Here is a 14,166-nt window from a genome sequence, read left to right on the forward strand (position 1 = left end):
GTGGCTGCTTTGGCACTGGGGGCAGATCAGACTCATCTGTTGAACCTCGCACAAATGCGGAAAGATTGCATAAAAATACCTTTTTCGCAATCCCCCAAATCAGCCTCCAGCCCTTGCGCAGTGCGCGCTAACAGCTACACATTCAGGAGCGCTATTCGGGTGCGCCCCGGCGCTGGCGCATCTCCTGACCCATGGCGCGCAGGGTACTGTCGGACAGCACGGCCTGCGCGGCGGGATAGACAACATCTTCTTCGCTGCGGAGGTGTGCGGCGTAGTGGCTGGCAAAGCGCGCCAGCGCGGCCTCGTCGTCCTGGCTGAAGGCATCTTGCTGGCCTTGGGCCAGGGCTTGCAGGGGAAGGCGGGCGCACTGCCAGTCAGCGGCCATGCGCAGGTGCTCGCGCTGCAATTGCTGCACGCGCGCCACCGTGGCCGCGTCACCCTGCGCCAGCAGCGGCGGAAACACATGCCGCTCCTCGTCCTGATGGTGCAGCGGCGCAGCGATGTCGAAGTAACGCAGCACATCGCGCGCGGCCTGGCGAGCCTGCTCGTCACAGGTGTGCTGGTGCAGGTAACCCACCAGTTTGTGCTGCAAGGCCAGGGTGCGCTGCACGCGCTCGTGGCAGGCGTGCAGCAGCGCAAACGGCGTATCAAACCCCACGGCAGGGGCGCCAAAACCGGGCAAAGCGATGTCGGTCATGGCGCCACCCTTTCGCGCTTTAGCCGCAGGTGCCCAGGTGGCCGCACTGGGTGCAGTAGTCGCAGCCGTCTTTGCGGATGACGGCATGGGCGCCGCATTCGCTGCACTTCTTGCCCGCCATCACGGGCGGCGTGGCCGGTGACGGGGCCGAAGTCGCTGCCTGGGGCAAAGCGGCAGCGCCTTGCTGGCGCAGCTTGGCGCGGCGCTCCAGGATGTTCTGGATGGCGTAGGCCACCGCAGCCACTTCGGAGTCGTGCCACATCGGCACCTGGGTGCCATCGGCCTTCTGGTGGGCGCCCAGGCGCACGGGGCCACGGTCCCAGACCACTTTGCGCATGTCGCTCAGGGCACGCTCCAGAAAGCCGCCGCGCGCGGCCAGCGAGAGCAGGCGCATGCTGGACGTCATCCACTGCTGCGACTCGCTGCTCTGGCCCACGGGCATGAAGAACTCGATGGCGCGGTCTACGGTGCCAGTGCCGTCGGCGTTTGGCACGGGCAGGAAGGACACCACCAGGTACAGGCGCTTTTTGCCCTCTTGCGTCCAGTATTCGACCTTCTCAGCCACTGCCGACAGCGCGCCCTTGGGGCGGCTCTCGATCACGGTGCGCATGGGGTCGATCAGCACAGGCGCGGCCGGGGCAGCGGGGGCTGCATCAGCAGCAACGGGGGCGGCGTGCGTTTCCAGCACCGAGCCCAGGATGCTGTTGGGCCGGTAGGTGGCCAGCCCCTTGAGGCGCGCGCGCCAGGCGTGCAGGTACAGGCCCTTGAAGTCGTCGTAGGGGTAGTCGGCCGGAATGTTCACGGTCTTGGAGATGGCCGTGTCCACAAACGGCTGCACCGACTCCATCATGGCGATGTGGTCGGCCGCTGACATTTCCAGCGCCGAGACGAAGTAGTCGGGCAGCTGGTTGACGTCGCCGCCGAGTTCACGGTACAGGCGCCAGGCGTGGTCTTCCACGGCGTACTCGGAGGTGCTGCCGTCGGCCTCGCGCTTTTTGCGCTTGTACATCCACGAGAACGGCGGCTCGATGCCGTTGGAGGCGTTGTCGGCAAAGGCCAGGCTGACGGTGCCGGTGGGCGCAATCGACAGCAGGTGGCTGTTGCGGATGCCGTATTTGCGGATGTCTTTTTGCAGCACGGCGGGCAGGCGGCTGGCAAAGGTGCCGGGTGCCAGGTAGCCGTCGGCATCAAATTTGGGAAACGCCCCCTTCTCGCGCGCCAGCGCCACCGAGGCGCTGTAGGCGGCGTCGCGCATGCGCTCGGCAATGCGCGCGGCCATGGCGCGGCCCTCGGGCGCGTCGTAGCGCAGGCACAGCATGGCCAGGGTGTTGCCCATGCCGGTGAAGCCCACGCCAATGCGGCGCTTGGCATGGGCCTCGTCGCGCTGCTGGGGCAGCGGCCAGAAGGTCACGTCCAGCACGTTGTCCAGCGCGCGCACTTGCAGGGCGACGGATTTTTCGAAGGAGTCAAAGTCGAAGGTGGCTTTGCCGTCCAGACCGAACGGGTGGCGCACAAAGCGCGTCAGGATGACCGGGCCCAGGTCGCAGCAGCCGTAGGACGGCAGGGGCTGCTCGCCGCAGGGGTTGGTGGCGGCGATTTTTTCGCAGTAGTGCAGGTTGTTGTCGGTGTTGATGTGGTCCAGGAACAGGATGCCTGGCTCGGCAAAGTCGTAGGCCGACTTCATGATGGTGTCCCACAGGTCGCGGGCCTGCACGGTCTGGTAGGCCCACAGGCCGTCGGCGCGCTGGTAGGCGCCCTGCGCCAGCACGGTGCTGCCGGGCGGGGCCTTGTGTACCAGTTCCCAGGGCTGGTCGTCCAGCACGGCCTGGATGAAGGCGTCGGACACGCCCACCGAGACGTTGAAGTTGTTCCAGCGCCCCGGCGTGCGCTTGGCGGTGATGAAGTCCAGCACATCGGGGTGGTCAATGCGCAGCACGCCCATTTGCGCGCCGCGCCGTGCGCCCGCGCTCTCGACGGTGGAGCAAGACTGGTCGAACACGTTGATGTAGCTACAGGGGCCCGACGCCATCGAGGCCGTGCCCTTGACCTCGGCGCCACGCGGGCGGATACGTGAGAAGTCGTAGCCCACGCCGCCGCCCCGGCGCATGGTTTCGGCGGCTTCGCGCAGGGCCTCGTAAATGCCGGGGAAGCCTTCATCGTCTACACCTTGGATGCAGTCGCCCACGGGCTGCACAAAGCAATTGATGAGGGTGGCCTGGATGTCGGTGCCGGCGGCGCTCATGATGCGCCCGGCACCGATGGCGCCCGCGTGCAGGTTGGCCAGAAACAGGGTTTCGTACTTTTCGCGCAGCTCGGGCTTTTCCACACTGGCCAGGGCCTGCGCCACGCGGCGGAACAGGTCTTCAGCACCGGTTTCACCGGCCTTGAGGTATTTCTCGGTCAGCACATCCAGGCTGATGGGTTGCGTGGCCGTCACGTCATGCGCGCGGCCCAGGTTTTCTCTTTTCATGCTGTTTCCGTGTGGGTCAATAAGGGGGAGGCTGCGGCGGCGTTGCAGGCCCATAGGGCTACCCCGCAGGGGCCGCCCAGGCGGTGGCCCTCCCGGCGGCACACCGCTGCCCTGCAAGGCAGGCTGCGCCATTTTTGCTGTGTCGGGCAGGCCTGCCGGTACGCGGCAAGGCCGCCATTATTCCACCGGGTTGCCCAGGCCGGGTTGACCATGGGGCCGGTCAGGCCATCGGCGTGTTCACCCCGCTGCGCCCGTGGACTGCGCCCCCAGGAGCGCCGCAAAGTCTGCCGCTGGCAAGGGGCGGCTGCGCAGATAGCCTTGGTAGCTGTCGCAACCACGCTCGCGCAAAAAGGCCAGCTGCGCCGGGGTTTCCACGCCCTCGGCCAGCACCCGCAGGCCCATGCTGTGGCCCATGGCGATGATGGCGGCGCTGATGGCCATGTCGTCGGCGCTGTGGGGAATGTCGCGGACAAAGCCCTGGTCGATCTTGAGCACATCAATCGGAAAGCGCTTGAGGTGTGCCAGCGAGGAGTACCCGGTGCCGAAATCGTCCACCGCCAGGTGCAGGCCCAGGTCACGCAGGCGCAGCAGAACTTGCAGGGTTTCTTCGAAACGGTCGGCCAGCGCGCTTTCCGTGATCTCCAGCTCCAGGCAGTCGGCCGCAAAGCCTGAATCGGCCAGCGCACTGTGCACACAGGCGACCAGATCAGTGAGCTGGAACTGGCGCGGCGAGACGTTGACGGCAATGGTCACGGCGGGCAAGCCCGCCTCGTGCCAGCGCTGACCTTGTTGGCAGGCGGTGCGCAGCACCCATTCGCCCAGCGGGCCAATCAGCCCCGAAGATTCAGCCACCGGAATAAAGCGCGCTGGCGAAATCATGCCCTCTTGCGGGTCGGGCCAGCGCAGCAGCGCTTCAGCGCCGATGATGCGACCGCTGGCAATGTCCACCTGGGGCTGGTAGTACAGCAGCAATTGCCCTTGCAACAGGGCCTGGCGCAGGCGCGACTCGAGCTCCAGACGCTCGCGCGCCGCCAGCGTCATCTCTTCGGCAAAAAAGCACAGCGCCCCCCGCCCGCGCGCCTTGGCGCCATACACGGCAGAGTGCGCACCTTGCAACAGCAGCTCGGCAGTGTCGGCGTGCTCGGGGAACATGCAAATGCCCACACTGGAGCCCACCACCACCTCCAGGCCCTCGGGCGAGCGCCAGGGCTCGGCCACCGCAGCGATCAGTTGGCGCGCCACCGCAGCGGCGCCTTCGGCATGGCGCAGGTTGCGCGCCACCACGGCCATTTCATCGCCCGCCAGGCGCCCCAGCAAATCACCGGGGCGCAGCGCCGTGCGCACCTGGCGCGCCAGATGCTGCAGCACCTCGTCGCCCACCGCGTGGCCGTAGCTGTCGTTCACATCCTTGAAGCGATCCAGGTTGATGAGCAGCACGGCCATTTGCTCGCCACTGGCCTGTGCCTGGCGCACCGCGCCTTCGAGCTGCTGGCGAAACCACACGCGGTTGGACAGCCCGGTCAGCGCATCGCGGTGCGCCAGGTACTCCAAGCGCTCTTGCTGGACTTTTTGCTCAGAGATGTCGGAAAAAATGCACACATAGTGCGTGATGTTGCCTGCCGCATCGCGCACCGTGCTCAGGGACATGTGCTCGGGAAACACCTCACCGTTCTTGCGCCGGTTCCAGATTTCTCCCTGCCAGTGGTCTGTGCGGTGCATGGTGGCCCACATCGCTTCGTAGAACGCCCGGTCGTGGCGGCCCGATTTGAACGTGCTGGGGTTTTTGCCCAGCAGCTCCTCTTCCGAGTAGCCCAGCAGCCGGGTAAAGGCGGCATTGACCGACAGGATGCGGCCTTGCGCATCTGCCACCACCACGCCCTCCTGGGTGTTGTCCACCACGGCGGCGGCCAGGCGCTGGCGCTCTTCGGCAGCGTGCGTGGTGCTGAGGTCGGTGATGATCCCGGAGAAGCGTTCGGGCTGCCCCGTGGCATCGAGGTGGCGTTGACCGCGCGCCATGAACCAGCGGTACAGGCCATCAAAGCAGCGCAGGCGCACGGTTTCCTGGAAAGGCGCGCCCGTGGCAATGGCGTGGCGTGCCCGCACCACCAGGCGTCGGCGCTCATCCGGGTGCAACCGTTCGCGCAGGTGAAAGTCTTGCGCAAAATTCTCGCCCCGGTAGTGCAGCAAACGCTGCAAGCTGGGCGATGCCGTGCTCTGCCAGGAACGCAAATCCCAGTCCCACATGCCGCTGCCGCTGCCCTCCAGCGCCAGGCGCAGCCCGGTTTCGCTGCGCTCAAGGGCGGCGCGGGCGGCGTGTATCTCGCTGATGTCCTGCACCACGCACACCAGGTGGGCGGGATCGGTGCCCGTCTGGGGCACCAGCGTGACGGTACACACCACGGGCACGATGGCCCCCGTGTCCGGGCGCTGGCACTGGCGCTCGCCCTGGTAGTGGTCGATTTCGCCAGCCAGCAGGCGCTGGCGCTGGTGATCGGCCCAGTTGCGGTCAGAAGGCCGGATGACGTTGCGAAACTCGTGCTGGCGCAAGTCCTGGAGGCCCATGCCGGTCAGTTCGCAAAAGCGCTCGTTGGCCCAGAGTATCTGGCCGTCGGCGCTGGCACGCACAATGCCCGCAGGCGCATGGCGCAGCACATGTGCGGTTTGCTGCGCTGCGGCGGCGCGAAAGTGGTCGGCGGCGCGGGCGCGCCGCAGCAACCACCAAGCCAGCGTGCCAGTGACCAGCACATAAAACGCATCTTTGACCGCGCGGTAGCGCGACAGCAGGTCGGGGTTCGTGACCAGACGGTCCAGTAGCGCATCGCCCAGCACCACCCAGCAAAGGCCCATCACCAGGTACAGCACCAGGCCCTGCCACGCTCGCCAGCCAGCCCACTTGCGGCTTTTATCCATCAATCGTTCCATTGCACCCTTGTGTACCGGGCCATGCTGCGACAATCTTGCCGCTATGACCCAAGCCTACGTTCTTACTCTTTCATGCCCCGACCGTTTAGGGCTGGTGCATGCCGTTTCGGGCTTCTTGCTTGAACACGGCGGCAACATCGAAGAAGCAGCCCAGTACAACGACCCCGTGACTGGCCTCTTTTTCATGCGCGTGCAGTTTGGCTGCGCCCAGCACGACCACGCCACCCTGTCGCAACAACTGGCCACTTTCGCACAGCCTTACCAAATGCGCTGGAGCCTGCACCCCACGTCGCAAAAGCTGCCCACGGTGATCCTGGTCAGCCGCGAGGGGCACTGCCTCAATGATTTGCTGTTTCGCTGGAAATCGGGCCTGCTGCCGGTAGATATTCGCGCCATTGTCAGCAACCACCGCGACTTCTACCAGCTCGCGGCCAGCTACAACGTTCCTTTTCACCATATCCCCGTCACGGCCGCCACCAAAGCCCAGGCCGAGGCCAAACAATACGAAATCATCCAGGCCGAAGGGGCCGAACTGGTGGTACTGGCACGCTACATGCAGGTGCTCTCGGACGACCTGTGTACCAAACTGGCAGGGCGCGCCATCAACATCCACCACAGCTTCCTGCCCAGCTTCAAAGGTGCCAAGCCCTACTACCAAGCCCATGACAGGGGTGTGAAACTGATTGGCGCTACGGCCCATTACGTGACAGCCGACCTCGATGAGGGCCCGATTATCGAGCAAGACGTGGCCCGCGCCGACCACACCGACACCGTGGAAGACCTCACCGCCCGGGGCCGCGACACCGAAAGCCAGGTGCTGGCGCGCGCCGTGAAGTGGCACAGCGAGCACCGCGTGCTGCTCAACGGCCACAAAACCGTGGTGTTTCGCTAACGCCTGGCGTCCATGCGCATCCCGCCCATCCAGTGCCTGCTCACGTTCGAGGCGCTGGCGCGGCTGCGCAGCGTCACGCTCACCGCCGATGAGCTGTGCGTGACGCCCAGCGCCGTGAGCCACCGCGTCAAGCAGCTCGAACAAATTCTGGGCACGCGCCTGTTCGGGCGGGCAGATTTTTCCCTCACCACCGACGGCAGCACCTACCTGGCCCATGTGCGCGAAGGGCTGGGCGCGTTGCAGCGCTTTCCCGGAGCCCTGGGCACGCCGGGCAAGCGCCGCCTCAAGCTGGCGGTGACGCCCACGTTTGCGCGCGCCATCCTGATCCCGCGCCTGCGCCAGTTCACCGAGGCTTACCCCGAAATCGATCTGGCGCTGCAAGTGTCCATCCCGCTGCTGGACGTGGTGGCCGAGGACGCCGACCTGATGGTGCGCTTTGGCGCAGGCCACTACGCCGATGTCGAACACGTCGAAATTGCCCGCGATGTGGTCACGCCGCTGGCCTCGCCCGCCTTTGTGCGCGAGCACGGCCCCTTCGAGCACCCGCACGACCTGGAAGACACGCCGCTGCTGCGCAGTGCGCTGGAGCCCTGGCGCACCTGGCTGGCCGCCGCCGCACTGGACTGGCCCGAGCCCCACGCTGGCTCCCAGTTCAACGACATCGGCCTGATGTGCGACGCCGCCGCCGCAGGCATGGGCGTGGCGCTGGTGCGGCTCAAGCTGGGCGCCCCCTGGCTAGAGCACGGCACGCTGGTGCGCCTGTTCGACATCGACGCGCCCAGCCCGCATGCGCACTACCTGTGCTGGCGCACCGGCACCATGGACCGCTGGGAATGCGCCGCTTTTGCCGATTGGCTGCGCAAAACCATGGCCTAAGGCGGCTGCCGATTTATCAAGCCAAACAAGGCTCCAGCCGTTTCACAGCGGGCGCTAGCAGCTATCATTTTTGATGGTATTAATGTGCTGCTGCGCACCGTGGCCTGGGGCCCATTTCACGCTGCATTGCAAAAAAACTCACGGCCCGCGCAGCGCACAAGCGGCCTGCCATCGCCTACAGTGGCAGGCATGAACACCGCCCACCCCAGCGCTGCCGCCACCCCTTCGCCTGCCGAGCGCTCCGCGCGCCAGGCTGCCGTGGTGCAGGCCCTCTCGCACTCTGTGCCCGCACACGCTCTGCTGTGGAACGCCGAAGACACCACCCCGTACGAGTGCGACGGCCTCACTGCCTACCGCCAGCGCCCACTGGTGGTGGTGCTGCCCGAAACCCACGACCAGGTGCAGGCCGTGCTCCAAACCTGCCACCGCCTGGGCGTGCCGGTGGTGGCGCGCGGCGCGGGCACCGGCCTGTCGGGCGGCGCCATGCCCCACGCCATGGGCGTGACACTATCGCTGGCCAAGTTCAACCAGATCTTGCACATCGACCCCGTGGGCCGCACTGCCGTGGTGCAGTGCGGTGTGCGCAACCTGGCCATCAGCGAGGCGGCAGCGCCCTACGGCCTGTACTACGCGCCCGATCCCAGTAGCCAGATCGCCTGCACCATCGGCGGCAACGTGGCCGAAAACTCGGGCGGCGTGCACTGCCTCAAATACGGGCTGACGCTGCACAACGTGCTGCAAGTGCAGGGCTTTACGGCCGAGGGCGAAGCCATCACCTTCGGCAGCCAGGCGCTGGACGCCCCCGGCTACGACCTGCTGGCCGCCATCATCGGCAGCGAAGGCATGCTGGCCGTGGTCACGCAAGTGACCGTGCGGCTCATCCCGCAACCGCAGCTGGCGCGCTGCATCATGGCCAGCTTTGACGACGTGCGCAAAGCTGGCGCCGCCGTGGCCGATGTGATTGCCGCCGGCATCATCCCCGCCGGGCTGGAGATGATGGACAAGCCCATGACCGCCGCCGTCGAAGATTTTGTCCACGCGGGCTACGACCTCAGCGCCGAGGCCATTCTTTTGTGCGAAAGCGACGGCACGCCCGAGGAGGTGGAGGAAGAAATCGAGCGCATGAGCGCAGTGCTGCGCGCCGCAGGCGCCACCGCTATTGCCGTCAGCCAGAACGAAGCCGAGCGCCTGCGCTTCTGGAGCGGGCGCAAAAACGCCTTCCCAGCCAGCGGTCGCATCAGCCCCGACTACATGTGCATGGACTCGACCATTCCCCGAAAGCGCCTGGCCGACATCCTGCTGGCCATCCAGGAGATGGAAAAGAAATACGGCCTGCGCTGCGCCAACGTGTTCCATGCGGGCGACGGCAACCTACACCCGCTGATCCTGTTCGATGCCAACGACCCCGACCAGCTGCACCGCTGTGAGCTGTTTGGCGCCGACATCCTGGAAACCAGCGTGGCCATGGGCGGCACGGTGACGGGCGAGCACGGCGTGGGCATCGAGAAACTCAGCAGCATGTGCGTGCAGTTCTCCGCCGAAGAAAACGCACAGATGCTGGCCCTGAAAACGGCCTTCGACCCCCAGGGCCTGCTCAACCCCGGCAAGGTCATCCCGACGCTGCACCGCTGTGCCGAGTACGGAAAAATGCTGGTGCGCGCCGGGCAGCTCCAGCACCCCGAACTCCCCCGTTTCTAGGTACAGCGGATGAAACCCTTACAAGGCCTGGCCTTGCTGCTGCTGATGCAGTCGGCGGGCGAAGCGTTATCGCACTTCTTGCAGCTGCCCGTGCCCGGGCCGGTGGTGGGCATGGTGCTGCTGTTGCTGGCACTGCGCTGGGCACCTGTGCAGCAGGCCATTGCACCAGCAGCGGGCTTTTTGCTCACCCACCTGTCACTGCTGTTCGTGCCCGTGGGCGTGGGCGTGATGACGCACCTGGCGCTGCTGGGCACGCATGGCCTGCGACTGGTGGTGGTGATCGTGCTGTCCACCTGGATCGGCATGGCCGTGACGGCGCTGGTGCTGCGCCTGTGGCAAACCCCAGCGCCAACGCCACCGAAAGCGGGCGATGCCGAACTTCGTTGAACTGTGGGTCTACCTCTCGTCGGCACCGCTGTTCGGGCTGACGGCCACGCTGGCGGTGTATGTGCTGGCGCAGGCCCTGGCACTGCGCTCGGGCTACGCGCCCTGGGCCAACCCGGTGCTGCTGTCGGTCACGGTGCTGGCGGCGCTGATGCTGGCCACGGGCACGGCCTACCCGACGTACTTTTCCGGCGCGCAATTCATCCACTTTCTGCTCGGGCCTGCCGTGGTGGCGCTGGGCTGGCCGCTGTGGCAGCGCCGGGCGGCGCTGGCCGCGCGCTGGGGGCGGCTGGTATTGGCATCGCTGGCGGGCGGCACTGCGGGGGCGGTCAGCGCCGTGGGGCTGGGCTGGGCGCTGGGCCTGCCCGGTGATGTGCTGCTGTCGCTGGCGCCCAAATCGGTGACGGCGCCGGTGGCCATGGGCATCGCGGTGCAGATTGGCGGTGTGCCCGCGCTGGCCGCCGTGTTTGCCGTGCTCACTGGCATGGTGGGGGCGCTGTCAGGGCGCTGGCTGTTTGACCTGATGCGCCTTCCCACCGACGCCGAAGGCATGGCGCTGCGCGGCTTTGCGCTGGGCACCGCATCGCACGGCATTGGCGCCGCCCACGCGCTGCAAGTACACGCTGAAGCAGGCGCCTATGCCGGGCTGGCGCTGGGCATGCAGGTGGTGCTGGCCGCCGTGCTGATGCCGCTGGTGTTCAAACTGCTCTGACGTTCTGGCATCCAGCGCAGCACCTACCGCAGCACGGCACGCCAGATATCGCCCGCGTGCGAGAGCGTGAACAACACCAGCCCGATCAGCCCGCCCACCACCGTGCCGTTGATGCGGATGGTCTGCAAATCTTTGCCGATGTTCAGCTCAATCAGTTGCGACATCTCCTGGGCATCCCAGCGGCGCACCGTGTCTTCGATGTGCTGGGCCACAAACTGCGCCACATCGGGCGCCAGGGCCTGCACCCAGACCTGCAACCGCTCGTTGAGTGCCTGGCGCAGCGCCGCGTCCTGGGCGAGCGACTGGCCCAGCCACTGGCCCATCGCGCGCACATTGCGGGCCACGGCGGAATGCTCGTCGGCCAGATCGCGTTGCAATGCGGCGCGCAGGTCTTGCCACAACTGCTGCACGTAGTTGCCCAGCGTGGGGTTGGTTTGCAGGTAGTGGCGGATTTCTTCGGCCTTGCGCGCCCAGTCCGGGTCGTGCTGGAGCCGGGTGATGAACAGCTGCACCGCGTCGTCAAATTTGGCGCGCAACTGGTGCTCGGGGTTGGCGGCCACTTCGGCCAACAGCCCCTCCAGCGCGTGGGCGAGCATGGCCGCACCTTTGTCGCTGAGCCAATCGGTGGGCAGCATTTTTTCTTTGAGCGGATGCTCTTTTTTCAGCCACTGCACCAGCGTGCGCGCAATCAGGGCACGCGCGTCGTCTTGCTGTAGCAGCGCAATCAGCCGCTCCAGTGCCTGGCCCAGCAGCGCCTGGTGGCGGCCCTGGTGGGTGAGCGCATCCAGCACCCGGGCCATGGCCTGCGACAGGTCGATGTGGCCGATCAGCGTGCGCGCCGCCTTCTGGATGAAATGCTCCACCTGCCGGTCTTGCACCGTGTCGAGTGCCGCCGCCAGCATGCGCGCCACCTGCTGGCCCAGCACCCGGCTGTTGCCCGGCGCCGTCAGCCACTGCGCCAGATGCGCCACCACATCATGGCGGCCCAGCAGCGCCACCAGCGAATCGGCGCCCAGAAACTTCTCGCGCACGAAGCGGGCCAGGTTCTCGCCGATGCGGTCTTTGTTGCGCGGGATGATGGCCGTGTGCCGTGCAATGAACGGAATCGGCACACGGTGGAACAGGGCGCGTACCGCAAACCAATCGGCCAGCGCGCCAACCATGGCGGCCTCGGCCACCGCCTTCAGGCCATCGAGCCACAGACCGCGTGGCCCCAGGCTGGTGGCGATGAACACCGCTGTGGCCAACAACAGCAGCGCCAGGGCCTGGCGCTTGGCACGCCGCAGAGCAAGGGCTTGCGCAAGGATGGGTTCAGACATGGCTAGGCTCCTTGTGGTGTCTGCACGCAATCGTTTCCAGAGGTAGCCTGCCGCAGTAGGGCACTATCAAAAAGTGAGCTGCTTGCGCATACCCCTGGCTGAATTCAATATGAATAGGTACCTAAACCCTTGTGCAGTAAGCGCAATCGGCTATCAATTCAGGAGTTCACAACACCAGATACCGCGCCAACCCTGCCGCACCAGAATGGCAAACCAACCCCGAGGCGGTAAGTGGCGAAGACCGAAACCCACCGGAACGGTGGCGTGAAACAGCCACCATCCACAGCACAACTGACCTTATTTTCCAGCAATACCCAGCAACTCCACCTCAAAATGCAACGTGGCATGGGGTGGAATCACACCGCCAGCCCCGCGCGCACCGTAGGCAATGGCGGGTGGGCAGGTCAGCTTGGCTTTGCCGCCGACCTTCATTTTCTGCACGCCCTCTGTCCAGCAAGGAATCACGCCTGTGAGTGGAAACTCGATGGGCTGACCGCGCGCAATGGAACTGTCAAACTCTTTACCCGACTCGGGGAAGGTGCCACGGTAATGCACGCGCACAGTGTCGCTGGCTTTGGGCGATGCGCCGGTGCCCTCTTTGAGGCTTTCATAGACCAGGCCACTGGCGCTGGTGACAGGGGTGGCGGCCTGCACGTTGCTGGCAGCGAGGGCGGCAAAGGCCAGCAACGCGCCCAAGTTTGTAGGGAAAGAGAAAAAGCGGGTCATAAAAAATTGGGGGAAGTTCACACCGAGGGCAAGCGCAGCCACGCCCAGCTGCTCAAAAAAAACGCTGCCCTGCACCACGGGATGGGCTGGGCAGCGCACGCGGTCAGTTCGGAGCGCCGATAGCGTCCAGCGCCGCAGCCAGATGGCCCACCGTGCGCTCGACGTGGTGCCATTTATCCAAACCGAACAGACCAATGCGGAAGGTTTTGAAATCTGCGCCTTCATCACATTGCAGTGGTACGCCCGAGGCGGTTTGCAAACCAACGGCGCGGAATTTCTGGCCGCTCTGGATGCCAGGGTCGGTGGTGTAGCTGACCACCACACCGGGGGCTTGGTAGCCAGCAGCGGCCACGCTGGCAAAGCCACGCGACTCCAGCAGCGCGCGCACCTGGGCGCCCAGCTCCATTTGCTCATCGCGCAGCTTGGCAAAGCCGTAGGCGCGCATCTCGGCCATCACATCGCGCAGGCGCACGAGGGCATCGGTGGGCATGGTGGTGTGGTAGGCGTGCTGTCCCTGCTCGTAGCCTTCCGCAATTTGCATCCATTTTTTGAGATCGCACGCAAAGCTGGAGCTTTGCGTATGTTCGATGGCCTCACGGGCGCGCTGCGACAACATCACCATGGCACAGCATGGCGAGCTGCTCCAGCCTTTTTGCGGCGCGCTGATCAGCACATCGACGCCGGTCTGCTGCATGTCCACCCACACTGCACCCGAGGCCACGCAGTCGAGCACGAACAACGCGCCCACCTCGTGCGCAGCGGCGCTGATGGTGCGCAGATAGTCATCGGAAAGCAGAATGCCGCTGGCTGTTTCAACATGGGGCGCAAAAACGACCTTGGGTTTTTCCGCGCGGATGGTGGCGGCTACTTCGTCTGCCGGGCACGGTGCCCAAGGCGCCTGCGCACCACTGCCTTGCTGGCGCGCCTTGCAAACGATGGCACCGCCGCTCAAGCCAAAACCACCCATGTCAAAAATCTGACTCCAGCGGTAGCTGAACCAACCATTGCGCACAATCAGCACTTTTTGCTGGTTGGCAAACTGGCGGGCCACCGCCTCCATACCAAAAGTGCCGCTACCAGGCACTAATACGGCAGTATGGGCGTGGTAAACCTCTTTGAGAGTGCCCAGAATATCCTGCATGACACCGGTAAAGCGCTGCGACATATGGTTAAGCGCACGGTCGGTATAAACCACCGAAAACTCGAGCAAACCATCCGGATCTACATCGTGCAAAAGGCCGGGCATGGGGTTTCTCCGTCAAAAATAAAAACGATACCAGAGTTACCGCAATCGCTGTCTTTCAGGACTGCCTCCCTCTGCAAAGAGGAAGCTTAACCTGATACGCATTTAGTGCCGATCTGCTGGCTATTTTTACCCCCCAAAACCGAAACCCCCCGTGACCTGTTTGTGAGGTTACGGGGGGGTTTGGAGGCTATTGGTGCCTGACGATGACCTACTTTCACACGGGA

At 65.3% G+C, this 14,166-nt stretch carries 11 protein-coding genes; 5 read left to right on the top strand and 6 right to left on the bottom strand.

Translation table 11 applies throughout. The annotated features are described in order from the left end of the window. Nucleotides 1-151: 151 nt before the first annotated feature. From EV674_RS16575 to EV674_RS16585, 3 genes are all read right to left on the bottom strand, one after another. A complete protein-coding gene (locus tag EV674_RS16575; RefSeq protein WP_119014796.1) occupies nt 152-697 on the bottom strand; it encodes a hemerythrin domain-containing protein in 546 nt (181 codons plus the stop codon). A gap of 19 nt (nt 698-716) precedes the next feature. Further along, entirely contained in the window at nt 717-3,167 is a 2,451-nt protein-coding gene (locus EV674_RS16580; protein WP_119014797.1) for an adenosylcobalamin-dependent ribonucleoside-diphosphate reductase, read from the bottom strand. Between the two features lie 237 nt (nt 3,168-3,404). Next, on the bottom strand, nt 3,405-6,077 hold the full coding sequence (locus EV674_RS16585) for a sensor domain-containing protein (RefSeq protein ID WP_119014804.1): 2,673 nt from the start codon (nt 6,075-6,077) through the stop codon (nt 3,405-3,407). Nucleotides 6,078-6,132: 55 nt separating this feature from the next. Here EV674_RS16585 and purU point away from each other — a divergent pair, with 55 nt between their 5' ends. The 5 genes from purU (at nt 6,133) to EV674_RS16610 (ending at nt 10,651) form a co-directional block, all read left to right on the top strand. Next, nucleotides 6,133-6,981: a formyltetrahydrofolate deformylase gene (purU, locus tag EV674_RS16590; RefSeq protein WP_119014798.1), complete on the top strand. Its 849-nt coding sequence runs from the start codon at nt 6,133-6,135 to the stop codon at nt 6,979-6,981. 12 nt (nt 6,982-6,993) lie between these two features. After that, nucleotides 6,994-7,857: a LysR substrate-binding domain-containing protein gene (locus tag EV674_RS16595; protein ID WP_119014799.1), complete on the top strand. Its 864-nt coding sequence runs from the start codon at nt 6,994-6,996 to the stop codon at nt 7,855-7,857. 189 nt (nt 7,858-8,046) lie between these two features. Continuing rightward, the gene (locus tag EV674_RS16600; protein ID WP_119014805.1) at nt 8,047-9,555 is read left to right on the top strand and encodes an FAD-linked oxidase C-terminal domain-containing protein; all 1,509 of its coding nucleotides are present in this window, start codon (nt 8,047-8,049) and stop codon (nt 9,553-9,555) included. A 9-nt stretch (nt 9,556-9,564) separates the two neighbouring features. Next, nucleotides 9,565-9,942: a CidA/LrgA family protein gene (locus EV674_RS16605; RefSeq protein ID WP_119014800.1), complete on the top strand. Its 378-nt coding sequence runs from the start codon at nt 9,565-9,567 to the stop codon at nt 9,940-9,942. Then, nucleotides 9,926-10,651: an LrgB family protein gene (locus EV674_RS16610; RefSeq protein WP_119014801.1), complete on the top strand. Its 726-nt coding sequence runs from the start codon at nt 9,926-9,928 to the stop codon at nt 10,649-10,651. Before EV674_RS16605 ends, EV674_RS16610 begins: the two co-directional genes overlap by 17 nt. A gap of 23 nt (nt 10,652-10,674) precedes the next feature. Here EV674_RS16610 and EV674_RS16615 read toward each other — a convergent pair whose 3' ends face one another. From EV674_RS16615 to EV674_RS16625, 3 genes are all read right to left on the bottom strand, one after another. Next, nucleotides 10,675-11,970, bottom strand: coding sequence for a DUF445 domain-containing protein (locus EV674_RS16615; RefSeq protein WP_119014802.1), 1,296 nt, complete (start codon nt 11,968-11,970; stop codon nt 10,675-10,677). Nucleotides 11,971-12,267: 297 nt separating this feature from the next. Then, a complete protein-coding gene (locus EV674_RS16620; RefSeq protein WP_119014806.1) occupies nt 12,268-12,696 on the bottom strand; it encodes an FKBP-type peptidyl-prolyl cis-trans isomerase in 429 nt (142 codons plus the stop codon). A gap of 103 nt (nt 12,697-12,799) precedes the next feature. Further along, nucleotides 12,800-13,942, bottom strand: a complete 1,143-nt coding sequence (locus tag EV674_RS16625) for an aminotransferase class V-fold PLP-dependent enzyme (protein ID WP_119014803.1) — start codon at nt 13,940-13,942, stop codon at nt 12,800-12,802. Nucleotides 13,943-14,166 lie beyond the last annotated feature (224 nt).

It is taken from the genome of Simplicispira metamorpha (genome assembly GCF_004341365.1).
GTDB lineage: Bacteria > Pseudomonadota > Gammaproteobacteria > Burkholderiales > Burkholderiaceae_C > Simplicispira > Simplicispira metamorpha.

Excerpts from the sequence above, each read along its gene's own strand:
- EV674_RS16575 (WP_119014796.1), bottom strand. The coding sequence starts at position 697 with ATGACCGACATCGCTTTGCCCGGTTTTGGCGCCCCTGCCGTGGGGTTT.
- EV674_RS16580 (WP_119014797.1), bottom strand. The coding sequence starts at position 3,167 with ATGAAAAGAGAAAACCTGGGCCGCGCGCATGACGTGACGGCCACGCAA.
- EV674_RS16585 (WP_119014804.1), bottom strand. The coding sequence starts at position 6,077 with ATGGATAAAAGCCGCAAGTGGGCTGGCTGGCGAGCGTGGCAGGGCCTG.
- purU (WP_119014798.1), top strand. The coding sequence starts at position 6,133 with ATGACCCAAGCCTACGTTCTTACTCTTTCATGCCCCGACCGTTTAGGG.
- EV674_RS16595 (WP_119014799.1), top strand. The coding sequence starts at position 6,994 with ATGCGCATCCCGCCCATCCAGTGCCTGCTCACGTTCGAGGCGCTGGCG.
- EV674_RS16600 (WP_119014805.1), top strand. The coding sequence starts at position 8,047 with ATGAACACCGCCCACCCCAGCGCTGCCGCCACCCCTTCGCCTGCCGAG.
- EV674_RS16605 (WP_119014800.1), top strand. The coding sequence starts at position 9,565 with ATGAAACCCTTACAAGGCCTGGCCTTGCTGCTGCTGATGCAGTCGGCG.
- EV674_RS16610 (WP_119014801.1), top strand. The coding sequence starts at position 9,926 with ATGCCGAACTTCGTTGAACTGTGGGTCTACCTCTCGTCGGCACCGCTG.
- EV674_RS16615 (WP_119014802.1), bottom strand. The coding sequence starts at position 11,970 with ATGTCTGAACCCATCCTTGCGCAAGCCCTTGCTCTGCGGCGTGCCAAG.
- EV674_RS16620 (WP_119014806.1), bottom strand. The coding sequence starts at position 12,696 with ATGACCCGCTTTTTCTCTTTCCCTACAAACTTGGGCGCGTTGCTGGCC.
- EV674_RS16625 (WP_119014803.1), bottom strand. The coding sequence starts at position 13,942 with ATGCCCGGCCTTTTGCACGATGTAGATCCGGATGGTTTGCTCGAGTTT.